Raw genomic sequence first — 16,198 nt, forward strand, 5'->3', positions numbered from 1 at the left:
ATGACGGCCTTTCGCTCTTTTCGTTTCCAATTTGCGTCGCTGACCTTGGTCGCAGCCGCGTGCGCGCTCGCCGCCTGTACGGTCGGTCCGGATTTTCGCGGGGTGCCTGCAGTCGCCAGCGAATCCGTGGGTGCCGCCGCATTCGTGCGCACGCCCGCGATTGGCATGGCTAGCGCGCCCGCACCGAACGACTGGTGGCTCGTGCTGAACGATGCGCAACTGAACGCGCTGATTGCCGCCGCGCTCGCGCACAACCCCGATCTGCGGGTGGCCGAGGCACGCTTGCGCGAGTCGCGTGCGCAACTGCAGCAGCAGCGCGCAGCGGAGTTGCCGAAGGTCTCTGCATCCGCTGCGGCCGTACGCATGCGCGAGCCGAATCTGAGCGCGTTTTCTTCGTCGCAGCCGCAGGGCGGATCGGGCGGCCAACGTGCTTCAAGCGGGGGCGGTCCGCTGCAGTTCTACACGGCGAATTTCGACGCGTCGTGGGAGATCGATCTGTTCGGCGGCACGCGGCGCGCGGTGGAAGCCGCAAGCGACGAAGCGGACGCGGTCAATGCCGATCTCGCCGATGCGCAGGTGTCGCTCGCGGCCGAGGTTGCGCAGGCGTATATCGACCTGCGCGACGAACAGCAGCGGTTGGCGATTGCGCAGCACACGGCGGATTTGCAGCAGCAGATGCTGACCTTGACCGAGGAGCGCCGCGCGGGCGGCACGGCGGCGGAAGTCGACGTCGAGCGGCTGACGACGCAGGTGGAGAGCACGCGTTCGACGCTCACGCCGCTCGCGGCTCAGGTGGAGATTTCGCTCGACCAGCTTGCAGTGCTGACCGGCAAGGCGCCTGGCGCGCTCGATGCGGAACTTGCCGCGCCGCAGACGTTGCCCGCGCTGCCCGCGTCCGTGCCCGTCGGCGATCCGGCGGCACTGATCGCGCGGCGGCCCGACATTCGCGCGGTGGAGCGCCGCCTCGCATCGAGCAATGCGCAAATCGGCGAGCACATCGCCGACTTCCTGCCGAAGCTCACGCTCTTCGGCGATCTCGGGTTCACGGCGGCCAATCCCGGTCATCTGGTGCGTAAAAGCAATTTCAGCTGGGTGGGCGTGCCTTATCTGCAATGGAACGTGCTCGATTTTGGCCGGACGCTTGGCGCGGTGCACGGCGCCGAAGCCGCGCGCGACGAAGCCGGAGCGCGCTACGAAAAGGCCGTGCTGGGTGCGCTGCAGGATGCGAATGGCGCGCTCTCGCGCTATGGTTATCAGCGCGAGCATCTGGTGACGCTGCAAAAAGTGCAGGCCTCGGCGCAGCGTTCGGCGACATTGATGCGCGAGCGCTATCGCGCGGGCGCCTCTAGCCTTGTCGATCTGCTCGATACGCAGCGCGCCGAATTTGCTGCACAGCAGAACGTGATTTCGGGGCAGGCGGAACTGCTCAAGGATTTCGTTTCGTTGCAGAAGAGTTTGGGGCTCGGCTGGAAACCGATGACGCAAAGATGGGTACAACCCGCGGATGGACTTGCGCAATATCCGCGTGCGTATCCCGAGGTTTGACGCCAGGCTGCAGGTAGCCGCGCTGCTCCGTGCGTATGCACACCCGGAGTAGCGCATTGCGCGATCAACCCGCGATCAACGATGCTCGGTGACGAACTTCGTGACCAGATACGCATCCATCGCTTCGGTGCCGCCTTCCGAACCGTAGCCGGAATCCTTCACGCCGCCGAACGGCGTTTCGGGCACCGCGAGGCCGTGGTGGTTGATCGACAGCATGCCCGCCTCGATGTCCTCGGAAAGGGCGGCGGACGTCGCGCTCGAACGCGTATACGCATACGAAGCGAGGCCCCACGGCAGCCGGTTGGCCTCGGTCAAGGCGTCTTCATAGCGCGAGAATCGCGAAACCGGCGCGAGCGGGCCGAACGGTTCTTCGTTCATGATGCTGGCCGAAAGCGGCACATCGGTCAGCACGGTCGGCGCGAAGAAATAGCCTTCGCGGCCGATGCGTTCGCCGCCGGTCAGCACCTTCGCTCCATGGTCGAGTGCATCCGCAACGAAACGTTCCATCGCCGCAAGGCGGCGGTCGTTGGCGAGCGGACCCATCTGCACGCCTTCTTCGAGGCCGTTGCCCACCTTGACCGAGCGGAGCGTGGCGACGAAATGCTCGACGAACTCGTCGTATGCCGCGTCCTGCACCATGAAGCGCGTGGGCGAAATGCAGACCTGGCCCGCGTTGCGGATCTTCGCGAGTGCGAGCAGCTTTGCCGCACGCGGCACGTCGGCGTCCGCGAACACGATGGCGGGCGCGTGACCGCCCAGTTCCATCGTGACGCGCTTCATATGTTCGCCGGCTTTCGCCGCGAGCAGCTTGCCCACCGGTGTCGAACCCGTGAACGAGATCTTGCGGATCGCCGGATGCGCGATCAGATACGACGAAACCTCGGCAGGTACGCCGTATACGAGATTCAGCGCGCCAGCGGGCAGCCCCGCATCGATGAACACCTGCACGAGGGCGGCGCAACTCGCGGGCGTTTCTTCCGGTCCCTTCAGCACGACGGTACAGCCCGAAGCGAGTGCCGCCGACACCTTGCGCACTGCCTGATTGAGCGGGAAATTCCACGGCGTGAAAGCCGCAACCGGGCCAACCGGCTCGCGCGTGACAATCTGGCGAACCGCATCGGCGCGCGACGGAATCACGCGGCCATAAGCGCGGCGGCCTTCTTCGGCGAACCAGTCGATGACGTCGGCGCCCGCGAGCGTTTCGGCTTTCGCTTCAGCGAGCGGCTTGCCTTGCTCGCGCGTCATGACCGCGGCGACATCGTCGGCGCGCTCGCGCAGCAACTGCGCCGCGCGGCGCATGAGCTTGCTGCGTTCGAGCGGCGAAACCTTGCGCCAGTCGCGAAACGCGCGTGCGGCAGCTTCGGCGGCATCGGAGAGGTCTTGCTCGCTCGCGAGGCTCAGGCGGCCGATCTGCGCTTCGGTGGCGGGGTCGATCACCGCAATCGTGCGGTCGCCGCCGCGCCATGCGCCGTCGACATAAATCTGGGTATCCGGATAGGGCTTCACGCTGGACGTCATGGTGGGGCAATCCTCTTCGACAGTGGTTGTGGCGGACGCTCGCGCGCACACGATTGCGTGTGCGCGCGTCGCTGGAAGATGCAGACCGGACATTGTGCCACCGCATTGCGCTTCGCGTGCGACGCACCGCTCGGCATGCAGTGCGGTGCATCGCAGACGCGGCGGACGGCACAAGGCGCCACGACCGCCGCTTGTGACGACCGCGCCGCCCGGCTACGATGTGTTCGGCGCGCACGCGCTGCGTCGTCAATCGAACCTGAAGGAGGAGGCGCCGTGCTGAAGAATCTGGATCCGTTGCTTAATGCCGACGTGTTGCACGCATTGGCTTCGATGGGGCACGGCGACGAAGTCGTGATCTGCGACGCGAATTTTCCCGCCGACGCGCTCGCGCGCGAAAGCGTGCTTGGCCGGCTGCTGCGGCTCGACGGCGTGGACGCGCCGCGCGCGGTGCTTTCGGTGTTGCCGCTCGATACTTTCGTCGATCATCCGGCGCTGCGCATGGAAGTGGTGGGCGATGCGGGCACGATTCCCGCCGTGCAGCGCGAGGCGCAAAACGAAGTCAATGCGGGCGAGGGACGGGAGGTGCCGTTCGCTTCGCTCGAACGTTTTGCTTTCTACGAGCGTGCGCGCCGCGCGTACTGCGTGATCGCCACCGGCGAGCAGCGCGGCTACGGCTGCTTCGTCTTCAAGAAGGGCGTGCTGCTGGCTGCGGACGAGCCACGTCAGTAAACGTGCAGTAAGCGTGCGCGGAACCGGGCTGGAGGCGGTGCGCCGTTACGCATCACCCGTGACGGGCGGAGTAAAATATGCGCCATTGAATGCCCGGATCAAGACGTTTTTCCTATTGCCTCCAAGATGAATCCCGTCCCGAAGAACGAACCCAGGCGCAAGCAGCCGCCCCCCTGGGTGCTGAATACCCTTACGGCGCTCGTGGGCCTGATTACGCTCGGCCTGGGCGTCGGCTGGCTGGTTTATAGCTGGATCGTCGATCTGGAGATTCCGTATTTCGCGATTCCGCTGGTGCTGTGCGTGCCCGTGATCGTCGCCGTGGCGTTTCGTAACTTCTGGGATTAGCTTTCAGCGAAAGCCTAGGCAGCTTCTGCCGTCCGCCTGGATCGCGACAGAAATTCACCTTCATACCATTGCTCCGCGTGCTCCGGCGGCAGGTTCAGGAATTCTCTGAAGCGAGGAATGGCGCTGTAGGCTACGGCTGCGAGCAAGATAAAGGCGGACACCCCAATGTTCACGGTAACCAGTTGAAGATGTTCCAACGCGAAGCCGCACAGCGATGAGCCAATCGAGCCGGCGATCATGGCGAGCGTCATTCCCGACGAGGTGAGCCGTGCGCGAAAGTTCTTCGGAATGGCGAGTATCCTCTGGGCGCTGAGCACCAGACCGGATGTGGTGCCGCAGAACCCAACGAAGAAATAGGCGGCCGCGAAGATCAGCGGCATTGTCGTGACGCTTGCCACAAGAAGAAATACACCCTGGCTGATGCATCCGCACATGAACAGGCCGAACCGGCTCAGTTTGCTGATCGTTTGAGTGATTCGCGCCAATCCGGCAAGTAATGCCCCAGCGCTAATGCATGCCTCCGTTATTCCAAACACTTGCGTACCCCATCCTTCGGATTGAATTCGGAGCGGGACCAACATCGTGATTGCCGGAAGGGACGCGATGAGAGATGCCATCGAAAGCAGGCTGAGGTATCGCTCGATAGGGATTTGAAGGCGAATGCGCCAACTATCCAGAATGTCGTTGCACCACGTGGCGATCCGACGCCCCTGTTTCGCTTTCGACATGGCGGATTCCACGCGCGGCATGAATAGATTCAGAATGCAGACGATGACCATCATGGCGGCGTGGGCCGCTAAACAGGCCGCTGGAGAAAACTCGATCAACGCCAGACCAGCGCAAGCGGGACCAAGCGTTCGACTGACCGAAGCGATCGAGTGCTGAATGCCTAATGCCGGTTGCAATTCATTAGCGGGGACCAGCTCTGGCAGGAATGCCGCACGAGCAGGAACGATGATGGACATTGCAATCGCATTGATTGCCTGAAGCGCAATGATGGTTGCGAGTGAGACATTCGGGAAAGCTGCGGCGCCTGCGAGCAAGATCGAGCGAAAGGCGATCAGCCAGGACGTGGACTGGATCAGTTTCAGCTTGTTGTATCTGTCGCCGATAGGTGAGAGCAGAACATACGACAGGCAGGAGACTGCTGCCTGTACTGCGTAAAACTGAGCAATACCCGCCGCGCCGAATTTTTGCACGATGAACCAGGACAGTACCGATAAACCGAAAAGCCCCGAGAACAACGCCACGAATTGCCCGGCGAGAAAAGGTACAACGCCGGGCGTTTTGAAGGATTGGATATTAAACATCACTCGACCCAATGACGCGGCTGAAGTCAGGCGGTTTCAGGTGCATCGCACGAATATATTCGACCTGCCGCTTTAATAGCGTGGACGCAATATTTCTGACTTCACCAGGAATGGCCGGAGGCGTTTGAAAGTAGGCGCCTCTCTCTGCGTCGAGGCCATGCTTGTTCCTTGAAAAACTGTGGAGTACGGAGCATCTCGGCAATCCCACGACATCTCGTCTGGTGAGTATTTTGCCGAAGGTCCCAAGTTATCGACGGAACATTACAACCGGTTTACACGCGGGTAATCCGGCGCAACCGAAGACATTCGCGAATTGGAAGTCTCACGAACTCTGCGCTACCGGAGGCGTGACGGCGCGCTCGTCGCCGGAGTTGATTCAATTGGCGGACGAGCGCAGCTATACCGCGGCGCGCCTATCACTCAACCCGCAATCTTGTAAGCGGGCAGCTTGTCGGCAAGACGAGCGCCCATTTCCGCGCCGAGGGCCTGGAGCCCGCTCAGCGGGCGCACCATGACTTCGAACTCCACGATCTTGCCGCGCTCGTCGAATGTGATCAGATCGATGCCCTTGAGTTGACGGTCGCCGACGCGCGCGCCGAATTCGAGCACAACGCTCAGTCCGTCGTTACTAACCAGTTGACGGTAGTACGTGAAGTCTTCGAATACGTTGATCACGGTGTTCAGTGCCAGCGACAATGCTGCCGACGAACCGTAAGGCGTTGCCGCCATCGGCGAACGAAACACGGCGTTGGGATCGACAATCGATTCGAGTTCGCCGAGGTCACGCTTGGCCACCATCTCGTGCCAGAGCTTCAGCGATGATGCGACTGCCGGAGGGATGTGCTGCGCCAGTTCAATCATGTCGTCTCCTGTTTATGCCGCTTCAAGCGGCTTGTCTTTATGGAAAGGCGAGGCATCGAATGGATGCGGCGAGCGTCGTGGCTTGAAGAATCGCCCGCGCTGATAACTGCGACCGGCAAGTTGCGTTCGAAAACCCGCTTCGCAGCGCTGTCTCACGGAGCATGACAGCGCTGCGAACGACCTTTGACGCCGCTCAGGGAATCAGCACTTGCCGTCCCACCACACGGCCTTGCTGCAGCGCACGAAGCGCATCGTTGACTTCGTCGAGCGGCCGGGTCGTCACCGGCGCGGGCCGGATCTTGCCGTCGCGCATCAGCGCAACGAGTTCGCGCAACTCGGCCAGCGTGCCGACGTAGCTGCCTTCGATACGCAGCGGACGCATCGGGATAATCGGCGAGGCCAGCGTAATGTCGCCGCCCATCAGGCCCACGATCACCACATGGCCGCCGCGCGCGCATGAATCGAGCGCAAGCGAGACGGTCGACGTCGAGCCGACCAGATCAAGCACGGCGCGCGCGCCGCAGGCTCCGCCCACGGCTTCGACAATCTGCGTCGCGGCGTCGGGCGCGCGGGCGTCGATGGCAGCGAGCGCGCCTTCCTTCAACGCGGCTTCGCGTTTGTCCGCATCGATATCGACGACAATCGCGCCCTTGCCGCCAAGCGCCTTGATGACTTCGATGGCCATGAGCCCGAGACCGCCCGCGCCGATCACGACGACCGGCGTTTCATGAATGCGGTCGCCGAACTTCTTGATAGCGGAATACGTGGTGACGCCCGCGCAGGCAAGCGGTGCGGCTTTGACAGGGTCGAGCCCGCCGAGATCGACCAGATAGCGCGGGTGCGGCACGATCACATACTCGGCGAAGCCGCCCGCCCGCATGACGCCGAGCGATTGCGGCCTCACGCAGATATTCTCTTCGCCGCGCAGACAGGCCGGGCATGCGCCGCAACCGATCCAGGGATGCACGACGGCGATCATGCCGGTTTGCACGGGGCCCGCATCGGGGCCCGCTGAGACGACCTCGCCGGAGATTTCATGGCTGGGCGTGAGCGGCAGTTTGATGCCGCGGTCGGCGAGCGAGAGTTTCTTGCCGCCGCCGAGGTCGTAGTAACCCTCCCAGATATGCAGATCCGAGTGGCACAGTCCCGCCGCCTTCACGCGGACGAGGACTTCGGTGCCCTGGGGTTGCGGGATGTCCTGGTGAATCAGTTCGAGCGGCTGGCCGTGGCCAGTGACGCAAAAGCAGCGCATCTGCATCGATATCTCCGTGAATGAAAGTAGGACGGTTCAGCGATGAGGAAAGCGATGACGAATCATCCGCATCATAGCGGATCGCTCGTGCGCGGGGGCAGGGTGGTTTGATTCGGGTCGTGAAGCCGTGATGTGAACTCGTTTAGCGAATTCGTGTTGTGAACATCAGATCGCCCTGAAGGGCACGCGGACTAGCGAGCCTTGCTGCGCGTGCTCTTCCTGCCGCTGGCCGTGCGCGTCGGTTCTTTACTTGCCGCCGCGTCGGCGATGCCTGGCTGCTCCATCCAGGACAGCGCGTCCACGTAGGAAAGAAAGTGCTGGAGATATCCTGGCGAAAGCTCGCGCATCAACGAAAGCGCCCGATGCACGAGGCTGCTGGAATTGAGCGGTCCGGCGTTTTGCGGAACCTGCACGAGCGACTGGCGCAACTGGCTTTCCGTGCGCACGGTGGCCCAGGTTCGGCGGAAGTAGTCGAGCATTTCGGGCGCGGAGGGCCGCGCGCGGCCGTTCGCCGGTTCGGTCATCAGGTTGGCCAGTTCGCGCAACGGGCCAGTAGCGGGTGCGCGGTCGATCGGCGTTACTGCAGATACGGCAGATTCGGCGTTGCCAAAGGACGCCGAACTTTGCGCAATCAATTCGGATAACGTGGCATTCAGCAATTCGCGTGCTTTACCGCTCTGACTTGCCGCACGCCGCTCCAGCGCCTCAATGAAGCGGGCGCGCACAGGATCGAGCCGGTCCGCGCCGCGCTGCGCGTCGGTCGGCATCGCTTCGTTAGCGTCCCTGGCGTCGTTATTCACCGCGCTCACCACCGGAAGCCGTCGATCGCGGGACCGGCGCGATTTCCACGCGCCGGTTCTTCGCGCGGCCAACGGCGTCCGCGTTCGAACTCACCGGCTGCTCGGAGCCGAACGCCGCCGCAAACACGGACGATGCAGGCACGCCTTCGTCGATAAGCGCGCGCGTCACCGTCAACGCGCGCTGCGCCGACAGTTCCCAGTTATCGGCGAAGCGGTGGTTGCCCGCGTGCACCTGCTGGTCGTCGGCGAAGCCGCTCACCATCAGGGTCTCGTCGCGCGCTTTCAGGTAAGCCGCAAGCGGCCCGGCCAGGCTCTTGAGCAGTACGCGGCCCTCGGGCTGCAACTGGTCGGAGTTCAGCGCGAACAGCACGCTGCCGCTAATGCCGATGCGCCCGTTGACGAGCGTGACCCGGCCCGACGCGAGCGGCCCCGCGAGCGCCTGTTCCAGCGTCTTGCGCCGCTGCGTTTCGAGCTGACGCTGCTTGATTTCGTGGTCGAGCTGGGTCGAGAGTTCGAGCTGCACGCCGATCACCGCCACGAGGATCAGCACGAACGCGCCCAGCAGCGCCGACATCAGGTCGCTGAAGGCGGTCCAGATGGGCGTTGCGGGTTCGAAGCCACCGTCGATGCCACCGTCGATGTCCTCGCTCATGCGGCTTCGGCTCCCGCCGCTGCGCGCCGTGCGGAAAGCTGCTGGAGACCTTCCATGATCTGCTTTTGCGACAGCATGCTGAGATCGACAACTTCACGCGCCTGCGCAACGTAGTACGCAAGCTGTTCGTCGCTGCGCGCGAGCGACTTGTCGAGCGCGCCTTCGATGCGCTGCAGTTGCGCGACGAGTTGTGTGTTCGATTCGCCGAACGCATGCACCGATGCGCCGAACGCGTCGCCGAGGCTCGCCACTTCGACGGCGCCGTGTGTGATCTGCGCGGCGATGCCGTCGAGCTTGTTCGTTTCGGATGCCACGCGATCCGTGAATTGCGCGCCGACGCGCTCGAAGAGTTCCGCCGACGTGCTGACGAGCGCATCGATTGCGCCGCGCTGTTGCGTGGATGCGTGATTCACGGCGTTGAGCAGGGTTTCGAGCGTGGCGAGCAGGCGGCTGCGTTCTTCGAGCATCGCGGTATCGCGCACCATGCTCTCCGAGAGCTTCTGGCGCAGTTCGGCGATCACTTCAGCAGCGGCGCGCGGTGCTTCCGAGGCGGCTTCGACGATCCGCGCGATCTCGGCGACGGTGTCGCGCGCCTGGGCCTGTGTTTGCGCGGCGATGGCGCTCGCGGTGCGCTCCAGCGTGTCGCAGATGGCCTGCTGCCTGGTAGTGTTCTGCACGGCCGCGTCGTCCCAGCGTGCGTAGAGCGTCGCGCTCATCGAAGCGACGCTTTCGCGCCACGCGTCGAGCCGCGCCGCGTCTTGCGACACGAGCCCCGCCTGCAACTGCGCGTGCGATGCATTCACGTCGTGCAGCAGCGCTGCCGCGTGCTGCCCGAATGTTGCGGCTGCAACGGACAGGGCCTGCTGATGGTCCGCGGCGAGTTGTTCGTTCGCGCGCATCTGCTGGGAAAGCGCGGTGTTCCAGTTCTCTGCTGCCGTGCCCGCCGTACGGTCGAGGCGTGCGGCGATGCCGTCGACCAGATCCGCGCAACGCGTTTCGAAGGTGGCCGCATAGCGCTCGAACGATGCGCGCAGATCGGTCGACAACGTTTCACTCGACCGGCGATGATCGGCGAGGGCCTCGCGCCACAGCGTCGAAACGGTGGCTGCGGTCGTTTCGTGGCTGGTCGAGAGTCCGGTCATCTGCCGCTCGACGGCTTGCGTGACGGCAGCGTTCAGCGCGGCCGTTTCGGCCTTGACGCCTTGCACCATGCTTTCCACCGCCGGGCGGATCGCCGCGCCCGCGGCACGCGCGCTTTCGGCGGCGCCATCCTTGAGCGAGCGCGCGACGGATGCGGCGAGTTCCGCGTAGCTGGCTTCGACTTTGCCGAAGAACTGCTGCTGGCTGGCGATCTGCCGCTCGTTCAGTGCGAGGCTTTGCTGCTCGATGGCCTGCATCATCGCCTGAAGACGATCCACGAGCACGGGCATGGCCTCGGCCTGGCGCTGCAGCAACTGGAAGCTTGCTTCGCGTTGATGCGCATGCGAGAAAACGCGCAAGGTCGTCGCGATTCGCGTGTCGAGTTGCTGGGCCGCGTCGCTGCGCTGGCGGCGCACGAGCGCCGAGAGCAGCCCGAGCATGGCAGAGGTGGCGACGCCCGCAATCGACGTCCCGAAGGCAAAGCCCAGCCCCTTGACCGGCGCGGCGAGCGAAGCGCGGATCGCGAGCGGATCGGTGGCGCTTTCGAGCGCCGCGCCCGTGCCCTTGAGCGTGGCGACCATGCCGAGCAGCGTGCCGAGCATCCCGAGCAGGACGAGGAGGCCCACCAGATACGGCGTCAGCGCGGGGCCGGGCAGGGCCGCGCGCGCGCCTTCCACGCGCAGGCGCACCGGGCCGCGCAGGCCGGGATCGATCCGTTCGAGCCATGCGCCGAGCGTGGCGGGCGGCTCGGCAAGCGCGGTCACGGCGTGTTCGAGCGTGGCGGTCGCCTGCCGATAGCGCCACAGTTCGAGTGCACCCGCGAAATAGCAGGCGCCGATCAGCAGCGTGACGGCGAGCGCCAGCGGATTCGTGCCGAGATAGCCGAAGGCGATCCAGCAGAGCGCCGCACAACCGGCGAGAAATACAACGAGGTCGAAACGAAATCGGGACATAAAACTATGGGGTTAGCGGGCGCGAAGGGCTGCGAGCAGTCCTTCCACCGGTTGAAACCGAACTTCGAGTTCGGCGAGCAATACGCTCTGCCTGTCCTTGCAGAACCTGTCGAGCCACACGCCACGCGCGACGGCTTCCGGCTCGCCCGCGGCCTGTGCCGCGCGCAGCCGTTCGAAGTGCGCGCCGAGTAAGGCGGGCACCGAAGCCAGCAAACTGCGCTCGCGCGTACCTAGCGAGCGCTCCATGATCGCGTCCACCGCCGCAAGGCGCGCGAGCGCTGGCGTAGTTGCTGCCAGCATCGCGCGCAGGCGGCCGCGCAACTGGCCGATCTCGGTTTCCAGGGTCTGCTGGATCGCGAGATGGCGCTGGCGATATTCGCGGTAGTCGACCTGGTTGGCCTGGTCGGCAGATTCGTCTACCGGCGCAACGTGAGCCGCGGCACGCACACCGCGCTGGGCGGGAGCGGGCGCGTGCTCGCGGGCGATCACCTTCGTCAGCGCGCTGCGCACGCTCGTGCAGAGGTTTTTCGCCTCGTCGCCGCCGGACGCGCGTGCGCCTGCCATGCCCGCCGTGCCTGTCGCGACGGTTGGCGGCTGTCCGCTCAGCGCCGTGGACAGCGCGATGGCGTCAGTCCAGACGAGCCACTGGCTCAGGCGGTCCGAGAGCGACTGCGGCGGTTCGGCGAAGTCGGCGTCGGCCAGTTGCGCGAGCAGGCGTACGAGCGTTGGTCCGCTCAGCGCCGGTCGCCGGGGGGCTTGCACCATGCTGCGAGAGGCAAAAAAGGCAGCAGTTTACACGCTGGCGCGGTTCGGGCCGTGAGAGCCTTGTCGGCGGAGTGGGTTGACGGGGCATTTTGGCGGTGCGGGCAGCGTGTTTTGAGCGCGAGATACAGTGATCAAAGCAGCGTTAAAAACCGCGCAAAATGCAGCGCTCAAAACGCGCCGTGACGGGCGCGATGCACGGCGTCGCAAGGGCCGCGCCGCCTCACCCCTTCGACCGCCGCTGTTCCATCGCGCGTGCGAAAGCATCGAACCAGGCGAGCGTCTCGGGGTTGGCCATCGTCCCCGGATTGGCGACCTTGTCGAGCGGCTGTCCGAGCAGCAGCTTCTTGATGGGCAGCTCCATCTTCTTGCCGGAGAGCGTGCGGGGCACGCCCGGCACCTGAAACACTTCGTCGGGGACATGCCGTGCGGAGAGCGCGACCTTGATGCGCTCGCGGATCGCCGCCGTCAATTCCGGTGTCAGCACATGATCGGGCCGGAGCACGACGAAGAGCGGCATATACGACTCGCGGCCCAGGTATTCGAGGTCCACGACGAGGCTGTCGAGCACCTCGGGAAGATCTTCCACGGCGCGATAAAGCTCGCTCGTCCCCATGCGGATGCCGTGGCGATTGATGGTCGCGTCAGAGCGGCCGTAGATGACCGCGCCGCCGTGCGCCGTGATACGCACCCAGTCGCCGTGACGCCACACGCCCGGCCAGACATCGAAATAGCTGTCGCGATAGCGCGTGTCGTTCGCGTCGTTCCAGAAGCGCAGCGGCATCGACGGCATCGGCGCCGTGCAGACCAGTTCGCCGACCTCGTCGATGAGCGGCTTGCCCGCGTCGTCGAACGCCTCGACGCGCGCGCCGAGGCAGCGGCACTGCATTTCGCCGAGCCGCACCGGCAGCGTCGGCACGCCCGCCAGGAAGCATCCGGCGAAATCGGTGCCGCCGGAAATCGCGTCGATCCACACGTCGCCGACATGATCGAGAATCCACCGGTACGCTTCGGGCGGCAGCGGCGAGCCGGTCGCGCCGACCGCGCGCAGGCGGGACAGGTCGGTTAGCTGGCGCGGCTCGATGCCTGCCTTCAGGCACGATTGATAGAACGCGGAGCCCGCGCCGAAGAAGTCGACCCGCGCGTCGCCGATGAAACGCCACAAGGCGCCGGGATCGGGATAGCCGGGGCTGCCGTCGTAGAGGCACAAGGTTGCGCCCGCAAGCAGGCCGCCCACCTGGCAGTTCCACATGATCCAGCCGGTGCTGGAATACCAGTTGTAGCGGTCGCCGGGGCGCAAGTCGAAATGCAGCGCCGCGATCTTCACCTGCTCCAGCACGATGCCGCCGTGCGAGTGGACGATCGGCTTGGGCAACCCGGTCGTGCCCGACGAATAGACGATCCACAGCGGGTGATCGAACGGCAGCGATTCGGTTTCGAGTGTCGCGTCGCCCGCAATGGCCTCGGCCCATGCCACGCCGTGCGGGAATTCAGCGGCATTCGCCTGCGCGTCGAGATTCGGCACGAGCACGACGTGGTGTACGCTCGGCAGCTCGTCGAGGAGTTCGTGCAGCAGCGCGCGGCGGTCGTACGGCTTGCCCGCATAGCGGTAGCCGTCGACGGCGATCATCACCGCGGGCTCGATCTGGCGGAAGCGGTCGAGCACCGCGAGGCGGCCCATGTCGGGCGAGCACACCGACCAGATTGCGCCCACGCTCGCGGTGGCCAGGAACGCGACGACGGTCTGCGCGATGTTGGGCATGAATGCCGCCACGCGGTCGCCGCGCTGCACGCCCATGCCGCGCAGCGTCGCCGCGAGCGCGGCCACCTGGCGCTCCAGTTCGGCCCAGCTTATTTCGCCGTCCTCACCCGCCTCGTTGCGGTGAACGATGGCGGGGCGCGCGGACGTCGCGTAACGGAACGCCTGCGCGACGTAGTTCAGCTGCACGCCGGGAAACCAGCGCGCGCCGGGCATCGCGGCATCGGCGAGCGCCTGGCCGCGCGGCGTATCCGAGGCAATGCCGGCCCAGTCCCAGATCGCCGACCAGAAAGCGTCGAGATCGTCGACGGACCAGCGCCAGAGCGCGTCGTAATCGTCGAAGGCGAGGCCGCACTCGCGCGCGAGCCAGTGCATGAATTCGGTGATGCGCGCATTCGCGACGGTTTCGGGCGACGGCGCCCAGGCGATCGGTGCGTTTGCTTCGGTGGACGGACTCACGTTTTCGGTTTCCTTGCGTTGCGAATGGGGCGGCGTTCAGTCACGGGCGCGCTCAATGGCATTGGGTACCATTTTTTGCGCCAGGCCCGCCACCCGGTTAAACGCCGAGATCGCTCGTGCCGCGCGGTTTGTCGTGCTCAGTTGCGTAATTGTTTGCGTGCGTGGTCACGGGCTTCATCGCTGATTTTTTTCCGCTTTTTGCCGCTTTTTACCGTTTATTGGGGCGGGGACGTGGTGCGCGAAATGGGGCTATGCTTGGCAAATGTTCGATCAGTGTCTCTACTTCAATACTGCGGCGCTGGCGCGGCGGCTGGAACGCGAGTGGTCCGGTGCGTTCGAGCCCTTCGACCTCACACCGCCGCAGGCTTTCATGCTGCGCGCCGTGCTGGATCGTCCGCACGTGCTTCAGCATGAACTCGCGGACCTGCTTGCAATCGCACGGCCCACGGCGACGCGGGTGCTCGACGGCCTCGAAGCGCGCGGCTACGTGGAGCGCCAACGTACCGAAGGCGACGGCCGTGAAGTGGCGATCGTGCCGACGGCCAAGGCGCTCGCGATTCGCGAAGCACTCAATGGCGCGAGCGCGGCCGTGACCGGCCGGATCAAGCGCACGCTCGGTGGCGAGGCGTTTGTTGCGACGGTCGCGCGTTTGCGCACGGCGCGCGCGACGCTGGGCTGATTTTGCAAGGCTGTTGCGTGTGCCGTTAGACTTCACGCTTCGCCCACAGCCGGCCCGCAGGACACGGGCATGCCGATGACCGACGCTCTGCTTCCCGTCATGACCGATACGCCCGCGCAACTTCGCGAGGCCGCGCAACACGCGCGCGCCGCGGGCGATGAACTGGCCGCGCTCGCGCATCTGATTGCCGCAGAGGCGCTCGACGCGCGTGCGGCGGGTACCGGATCGGACGGCGCGGCGCGTGTCTGCATGGTGGCCACGGGCTACTTCATGAAGGGCGATCACGCGCTCGCGCAACGCTGGTACGAACTCGCGCTCGATCTCGATGTGGCTCAGGCCGCAGCCTGGCAGAATCTCGCGGCCATTCACGCGCAGGCGGGACGCGCCGATGCCGCGCAACGTTGCCGCGACCGCGCCTATGCGCTGCAACGCGTCTACGTGGAAGCGTCGGGCGAGCCGGTGCGCCGGGTGTTGCTGTTGTGCGCGGGGCGCTCGGCGGGCAACGTGCCGTTCGATCTGCTTGTGCCGACGCCGCGCAACGCGCGCATCAAATACGCCCTCGATTACGCGCAGCCGCAAGAAGACGCGAGCCTGCCGCCAGCCGATCTTGCATTCAACGCAATCGGAGATCCGGATATCGCCGAGCCGCTGCATGCGCGCGTGACGCAATTCGCTCACGCGTTCGCGCATCCGTTCCTGAACATGCCCGAACGTGTGGCGGCCACGCGGCGCGACCGGCTTCCCGCGTTGCTGCATGGTCTGCAAGACGTGCACACCGCCGCTTGCATCCGCATCGAAGCGATGGATAAGGCGTGCGCGTGCATCGATGCTGCCGGGCTGGCGTTGCCGCTGCTCGTGCGCCCTGTCGCCACGCACGGCGGCGAGGGCCTGCTGCGCTGCGACACACGCGCCGAACTCGACGCGGCGCTGGCCGCGCAATCGGGCCCGTTCTACGTCAGCGCGTTTCACGACACGCGCGACGCGGATGGCGCATGCCGCAAGTACCGCATGGCTTTCGTCGACCGCAGGCCGTATCCGTACCATCTCGCGATTTCGCCGCACTGGATGGTGCATTACTTTTCGGCGGGCATGGAGGGCGTGCGCTGGAAGCTCGATGAAGAAGCGCGCTTCCTCGCCGACCCCGCCGCGGCGCTTGGTGCGCGCGGCGCGGCTGCAATCGCCGCCATCGGACAGCGGCTCGATCTCGACTACGCGGGGGTGGATTTCACGCTGCGGCCTGACGGCAGCGTGTTCGTGTTCGAAGCGAACGCGACGATGCTCGTGCATCGCGAGCGCCATGACGGCGAACTCGCGCATAAGAACGTTTACGTACAGCGCATTCCAGACGCGTTCGAGGCGATGATGGCCGTGCGCGTGCGCGTGGCCTGAAGTGGGTGGATCGTGCGTGAAGAGTGCGCGGATTGCGCGCGAGTC

At 65.2% G+C, this 16,198-nt stretch carries 14 protein-coding genes; 5 read left to right on the forward strand and 9 right to left on the reverse strand.

The annotated features are described in order from the left end of the window. Window positions 1-1,545, forward strand: coding sequence for an efflux transporter outer membrane subunit (locus ACFPTO_RS14035; RefSeq protein ID WP_377711938.1), 1,545 nt, complete (start codon window positions 1-3; stop codon window positions 1,543-1,545). Between the two features lie 75 nt (window positions 1,546-1,620). On the opposite strand, the gene ACFPTO_RS14040 is transcribed toward ACFPTO_RS14035, so the two are convergent. Further along, complete coding sequence (locus ACFPTO_RS14040) at window positions 1,621-3,063, reverse strand: NAD-dependent succinate-semialdehyde dehydrogenase (RefSeq protein WP_377711939.1); 1,443 nt, start codon at window positions 3,061-3,063, stop codon at window positions 1,621-1,623. A gap of 273 nt (window positions 3,064-3,336) precedes the next feature. Here ACFPTO_RS14040 and ACFPTO_RS14045 point away from each other — a divergent pair, with 273 nt between their 5' ends. Both ACFPTO_RS14045 and ACFPTO_RS14050 read left to right on the forward strand, forming a co-directional pair. Continuing rightward, window positions 3,337-3,792 (forward strand): RbsD/FucU family protein, encoded by a 456-nt coding sequence (locus ACFPTO_RS14045; protein WP_377711940.1) that lies wholly within the window; start codon window positions 3,337-3,339, stop codon window positions 3,790-3,792. Window positions 3,793-3,918: 126 nt separating this feature from the next. After that, window positions 3,919-4,137 (forward strand): hypothetical protein, encoded by a 219-nt coding sequence (locus ACFPTO_RS14050; RefSeq protein ID WP_377711941.1) that lies wholly within the window; start codon window positions 3,919-3,921, stop codon window positions 4,135-4,137. Between the two features lie 14 nt (window positions 4,138-4,151). Here ACFPTO_RS14050 and ACFPTO_RS14055 read toward each other — a convergent pair whose 3' ends face one another. The 8 genes from ACFPTO_RS14055 to ACFPTO_RS14090 all read right to left on the reverse strand — a co-directional run bounded on the left by ACFPTO_RS14055 (window position 4,152) and on the right by ACFPTO_RS14090 (window position 14,085). Then, window positions 4,152-5,447, reverse strand: coding sequence for an MFS transporter (locus tag ACFPTO_RS14055; RefSeq protein ID WP_377711942.1), 1,296 nt, complete (start codon window positions 5,445-5,447; stop codon window positions 4,152-4,154). Between the two features lie 420 nt (window positions 5,448-5,867). After that, a complete protein-coding gene (locus ACFPTO_RS14060) occupies window positions 5,868-6,308 on the reverse strand; it encodes a nuclear transport factor 2 family protein (protein ID WP_377711943.1) in 441 nt (146 codons plus the stop codon). A gap of 193 nt (window positions 6,309-6,501) precedes the next feature. Then, the gene (locus ACFPTO_RS14065) at window positions 6,502-7,560 is read right to left on the reverse strand and encodes an alcohol dehydrogenase (RefSeq protein WP_377712111.1); all 1,059 of its coding nucleotides are present in this window, start codon (window positions 7,558-7,560) and stop codon (window positions 6,502-6,504) included. Between the two features lie 191 nt (window positions 7,561-7,751). After that, window positions 7,752-8,360, reverse strand: coding sequence for a DUF2894 domain-containing protein (locus tag ACFPTO_RS14070; RefSeq protein ID WP_377711944.1), 609 nt, complete (start codon window positions 8,358-8,360; stop codon window positions 7,752-7,754). After that, entirely contained in the window at window positions 8,353-9,012 is a 660-nt protein-coding gene (locus ACFPTO_RS14075) for an OmpA family protein (RefSeq protein ID WP_377711945.1), read from the reverse strand. The genes ACFPTO_RS14070 and ACFPTO_RS14075 overlap by 8 nt, the downstream gene beginning before the upstream one ends. Next, window positions 9,009-11,105 carry a DUF802 domain-containing protein gene (locus tag ACFPTO_RS14080; RefSeq protein ID WP_377711946.1) on the reverse strand — a complete coding sequence of 699 codons (2,097 nt, stop codon included), beginning with the start codon at window positions 11,103-11,105 and terminating at the stop codon, window positions 9,009-9,011. The genes ACFPTO_RS14075 and ACFPTO_RS14080 overlap by 4 nt, the downstream gene beginning before the upstream one ends. 12 nt (window positions 11,106-11,117) lie before the next feature. Beyond that, complete coding sequence (locus tag ACFPTO_RS14085) at window positions 11,118-11,870, reverse strand: DUF3348 domain-containing protein (RefSeq protein ID WP_377711947.1); 753 nt, start codon at window positions 11,868-11,870, stop codon at window positions 11,118-11,120. A gap of 220 nt (window positions 11,871-12,090) precedes the next feature. Continuing rightward, entirely contained in the window at window positions 12,091-14,085 is a 1,995-nt protein-coding gene (locus ACFPTO_RS14090; RefSeq protein ID WP_377711948.1) for an acetoacetate--CoA ligase, read from the reverse strand. 262 nt (window positions 14,086-14,347) lie between these two features. Between ACFPTO_RS14090 and ACFPTO_RS14095 the strand changes: the two genes are divergently transcribed. Together ACFPTO_RS14095 and ACFPTO_RS14100 are read left to right on the forward strand one after the other, a co-directional pair. Beyond that, on the forward strand, window positions 14,348-14,764 hold the full coding sequence (locus ACFPTO_RS14095; RefSeq protein ID WP_296655038.1) for a MarR family winged helix-turn-helix transcriptional regulator: 417 nt from the start codon (window positions 14,348-14,350) through the stop codon (window positions 14,762-14,764). Window positions 14,765-14,833: 69 nt separating this feature from the next. Then, window positions 14,834-16,153, forward strand: coding sequence for a hypothetical protein (locus ACFPTO_RS14100; protein WP_377711949.1), 1,320 nt, complete (start codon window positions 14,834-14,836; stop codon window positions 16,151-16,153). The last annotated feature ends 45 nt before the right edge of the window (window positions 16,154-16,198 follow it).

The organism is Paraburkholderia denitrificans (assembly GCF_042655705.1).
Taxonomy (GTDB): domain Bacteria; phylum Pseudomonadota; class Gammaproteobacteria; order Burkholderiales; family Burkholderiaceae; genus Paraburkholderia; species Paraburkholderia denitrificans.